Source organism: Burkholderia sp. Ac-20353, assembly GCF_017104785.1.
GTDB lineage: Bacteria > Pseudomonadota > Gammaproteobacteria > Burkholderiales > Burkholderiaceae > Burkholderia.
Map to the genome: position 1 here is coordinate 1 of NZ_JAAGPL010000367.1, position 4,219 is coordinate 4,219.

General features: G+C 68.8%; 5 protein-coding genes. All 5 read left to right on the top strand.

The annotated features are described in order from the left end of the window. A partial coding sequence (locus tag G3N94_RS40125) for a DNA polymerase III subunit gamma/tau C-terminal domain-containing protein (protein ID WP_277398611.1) occupies nt 1–863 on the top strand: 863 nt, incomplete at its 5' end. Nucleotides 864–957: 94 nt separating this feature from the next. After that, nucleotides 958–1,284, top strand: a complete 327-nt coding sequence (locus G3N94_RS40130) for a YbaB/EbfC family nucleoid-associated protein (protein WP_114177220.1) — start codon at nt 958–960, stop codon at nt 1,282–1,284. Between the two features lie 31 nt (nt 1,285–1,315). Next, on the top strand, nt 1,316–1,912 hold the full coding sequence (gene recR / locus G3N94_RS40135; RefSeq protein WP_010092235.1) for a recombination mediator RecR: 597 nt from the start codon (nt 1,316–1,318) through the stop codon (nt 1,910–1,912). 52 nt (nt 1,913–1,964) lie between these two features. Next, a complete protein-coding gene (locus tag G3N94_RS40140; protein WP_205799725.1) occupies nt 1,965–3,170 on the top strand; it encodes a CaiB/BaiF CoA-transferase family protein in 1,206 nt (401 codons plus the stop codon). A 117-nt stretch (nt 3,171–3,287) separates the two neighbouring features. Further along, nucleotides 3,288–4,049, top strand: coding sequence for a 5'/3'-nucleotidase SurE (gene surE, locus G3N94_RS40145; protein WP_205799726.1), 762 nt, complete (start codon nt 3,288–3,290; stop codon nt 4,047–4,049). The last annotated feature ends 170 nt before the right edge of the window (nt 4,050–4,219 follow it).

Sequence of the window (4,219 nt, forward strand, 5' to 3'; positions counted from 1 at the left end):
GTCCCGCATCGCGCACGGGTGGCGCGGCCGCTGCGCTCGACGTGCTGCGCAATGCCGGCATGCGCGTGTCGACCGATCGCACGCGCGCGGCCGCGGCTACTGCCACTGCCGCGAAGCCGGCTGCGCAGCCTGCCGCCGCAAAGCCGGCCGCCGCAAAGCCTGCCGCGCCGCGTCCGGCCGTGCAGGTGCCGACGCCGCGCGCCGCATCCCGCGCGCCGCAGGCCGATACGCGCCAGGCGCCGCCGCCGTGGGAAGACATTCCGCCGGACGACTACGTGCCGCTCAGCGCGGACGAGATGTTCGGCGGCCCGCCCGACGACGGTTTCGTTCCGGTGTTCGACAGCGGGCCGGACGACGTGCGCGTCGCACCGAAGCCGGCGGAATCGCGGCCGGCCGCGCCGGTCGACACGCGTGCGCTGCCGCCCGCGATCGCGCTCGATCCGATCGGCTTCGACGGAGAATGGCCGGCGCTCGCCGCGCAGCTGCCGCTCAAGGGTGTCGCGTACCAGCTCGCGTTCAACAGCGAACTGACGGCCGTCGACGCGACGACGCTCAAGCTGTCCGTGCCGGTGCCGCAATACGCGGACGCCGCGCAGGTTGCGAAACTGAAGGCTGCGCTCGCGGATGCGCTCGGCAAACCGGTCGACGTGACAGTCGAAGTCGGGCCGGCACGGCGCACCGCGGCGGCGCTCGATGCGGCCGCGCGCGCGGCGCGCCAGCGCGAGGCGGAGCAGGAGATCCATGCGGATCCGTTCGTCCAGCAACTCGTACGCGAGTTCGGCGCGCGCATCGTCGAGGGCTCGGTGCGACCGCTCGCGGACGCCGCGGCGCCGGCGGACGGCGTGCCGCCGACGCTGCATTGAACTGACGGCGCCGCAACAGGCACAATTACGCTCATCTACACTGGCCGGCACGCGCCGCGTGCCGGCATTCACACGATCAAGAAGGAGTATTCCCATGTTGAAAGGCAACATCGCCGGGCTGATGAAGCAAGCGCAGCAAATGCAGGAAAACATGAAGAAGATGCAGGAGCAGCTTGCGCTGATCGAAGTCGAAGGGCAGTCGGGCGCGGGCCTCGTCAAGGTGACGATGACCTGCCGCAACGAAGTGCGCCGCGTGTCGATCGACCCGAGCCTGCTCGCGGACGACAAGGACATGCTCGAGGATCTCGTTGCGGCCGCGTTCAACGACGCCGTGCGCAAGGCCGAAGCGACGTCGCAGGAAAAGATGAGCGGCATGACGTCCGGCCTGCCGCTGCCGCCGGGCTTCAAGCTGCCGTTCTGAGCGCAGCGCCTGTTTTCGCTTCAGTCGACGCATGAAACAGCCGTCCGCCTTGTCCGCCCTCGTCGAAGCGCTACGCGTGCTGCCCGGGGTCGGCCCGAAATCCGCGCAACGCATGGCGTACCACCTGATGCAGCACGATCGGGAGGGCGCGGAGCGGCTCGGCCGTTCGCTGCTGTTCGCGACCGAGCACCTGCAGCACTGCGAGAAGTGCAATACGTTCACGGAAGCGCAGATCTGCGAGGTCTGCAGCGACACGGAGCGTGACCCGACGCTGCTGTGCGTCGTCGAGACGCCCGCCGACCAGATCATGCTCGAGCAGACGATGACCTATCGCGGCCTGTATTTCGTGCTGATGGGGCGGCTGAGTCCGCTCGACGGCATCGGCCCGAAGGAAATCCATTTCGACCGCCTGGTGCGGCGCGCGTCGGACGGCATCGTCAAGGAGGTCGTGCTCGCGACCAACTTCACGAACGAAGGCGAGGCCACCGCCCACTATCTCGGCCAGACGCTGAAGGCGCGCGGGCTGGCGGTGACGCGCCTCGCGCGCGGCGTGCCGGTCGGCGGCGAACTGGAATACGTCGACGCGGGCACGATCGCGCGCGCGATGCTCGACCGCCGCACGATGTAACGTTTCGGCCGCCGCCGTGCCGGCGACGCCGTTCCTCATGCCAGGGAGACACATGAGCACCAGCCAGGGCCCGCTCGCGGGCGTCAAAGTGCTCGAATTCGGTACGCTGATCGCGGGGCCCTTCGCGTCGCGGCTGTTTGCCGAATTCGGCGCGGAAGTGATCAAGATCGAGGATCCGAAAGGCGGCGACCCGCTGCGCAAGTGGCGCAAGCTGCACCCGGAGGCGGGCGGCACGTCGCTGTGGTGGTCGGTCCAGGCGCGCAACAAGAAATCCGTCACGCTGAACCTGAAGTCGGACGCCGGCAAGACGATCGCGCGCCAGCTCGCGCGCGAAGCCGACATCGTGATCGAGAATTTCCGCCCGGGCCTGCTCGAGAAGCTCGGGCTCGGCTACGACGTGCTGTCGGCCGACAATCCGGGCCTCGTGATGGTGCGCCTGTCCGGCTACGGGCAGACGGGCCCGTATCGCGACCGGCCGGGCTTCGGCGCGATCGCCGAATCGATGGGCGGGCTGCGCCACATCACCGGCTATCCGGAGCTGCCGCCGCCGCGCATCGGCATTTCGATCGGCGATTCGATCGCCGCGCTGCACGGCGTGATCGGCGCGATGATGGCGCTGCATCACCGCAACGTGAACGGCGGTGCGGGGCAGGTGGTCGACGTCGCGCTGTACGAGGCCGTATTCAACATGATGGAGAGCGTCGTGCCGGAGTACGGCGTGTACGGCATGGTGCGCGAGCGCACCGGCGCGTCGCTGCCCGGCATCGTGCCGTCGAACACCTATGCGTGCCGCGACGGCAGCATCGTGATCGGCGGCAACAGCGATCCGATCTTCAAGCGGCTGATGAAGGCGATCGAGCGCGACGACCTCGCCGACGATCCGGCGCTCGCGCACAACGACGGACGCGTGCCACGCACGCAGGAAATCGACGCCGCGATCGCCGCATGGCTCGCGCCGCGTACGATCGACGCCGCGCTCGAGGTGCTCAATGCGGCGGACGTGCCGGCCGGGCGCATCTACAGCGTGGCCGACATGTTCAGCGATCCGCAGTTCGTCGCGCGGCAGATGATCCAGCGCTTCACGCTCGCCGACGGCACCGAGATTCCGCTGCCGAACATCACGCCGAAGCTGTCCGGCACGCCGGGCGATACGCGCTGGCTCGGCCCGGCGCTCGGCGAGCACACCGACGAGGTGCTGGGCGGCCTCGGCTACGATGCGCAGGCGATCGCTGCGCTGCGCGAAGCGGGCGCGATCTGACCGGAAAAGGCCGCCGCTTAACGTGGCGGTGTGTGGCGGTGCGTGGCGCGCCGAGCGCGGGTCGACGGTGGCCGGACTGTCGCTCTCGCGCCATCTTTCCTCGGTTACAATCGCCGGATGCGAATCCTACTCAGCAACGACGACGGCTATCTCGCCCCCGGTCTCGCGGCGCTTCACGACGCGCTGCAGCCGCTGGCCGAGCTCACGGTGACGGCGCCCGAGCAGAACTGCAGCGGCGCATCGAATTCACTGACCTTGTCGCGGCCGCTGTCGATCCAGCGCTCCGCGAGTACGGGTTTCTTCTATGTGAACGGCACGCCGACCGATTCCGTGCACATCGCGCTGACCGGCTTGCTCGACGCGAAGCCGGATCTCGTCGTGTCGGGGATCAACAACGGCCAGAACATGGGCGAAGACACGCTCTATTCGGGGACAGTTGCGGCGGCGACCGAAGGCATCATGTTCGGCGTACCCGCGATCGCGTTCTCGCTGGTCGACAAGGACTGGGCACATCTCGCCGATGCGGCGCGCGTCGCCGCCGAGATCGTGCAGCACTATCTCGCCCATCCGCTGCCCGGCCATCCGTTGCTGAACGTCAATATTCCGAACTTGCCGTACGACGAGCTGAAAGGCTGGCAGGTCACGCGCCTCGGCAAACGTCATCCGTCGCAGCCGGTGATCCGCGAGACCAATCCGCGCGGCGAGCCGATCTACTGGATCGGGCCGCCGGGCGAGGCGCTCGATGCGAGCGAAGGCACCGATTTTCATGCGGTCGCAAACGGTTTCGTGTCGATCACGCCGCTGCAGCTCGATCTGACGCACACGCAAATGCTGTCCGCGACGCACGACTGGGCGCGCGCCGGCGGGTGCGCTTCATGAGCGGCGAGCGCGCGAAGCGGTTCCCGCTCGCGCTCGAGGATCTCAAGCGAGCGCCGCGCAAGGCCGAAGGGCGGACCGGCGAGCGCCACGCGGCGGGCGACAGTGCCCGCCAGCGGGTGTCCGGCGGCGCGGCCGCGAGTAGATCGGAAGCGCACACGTCTGCACTCCAG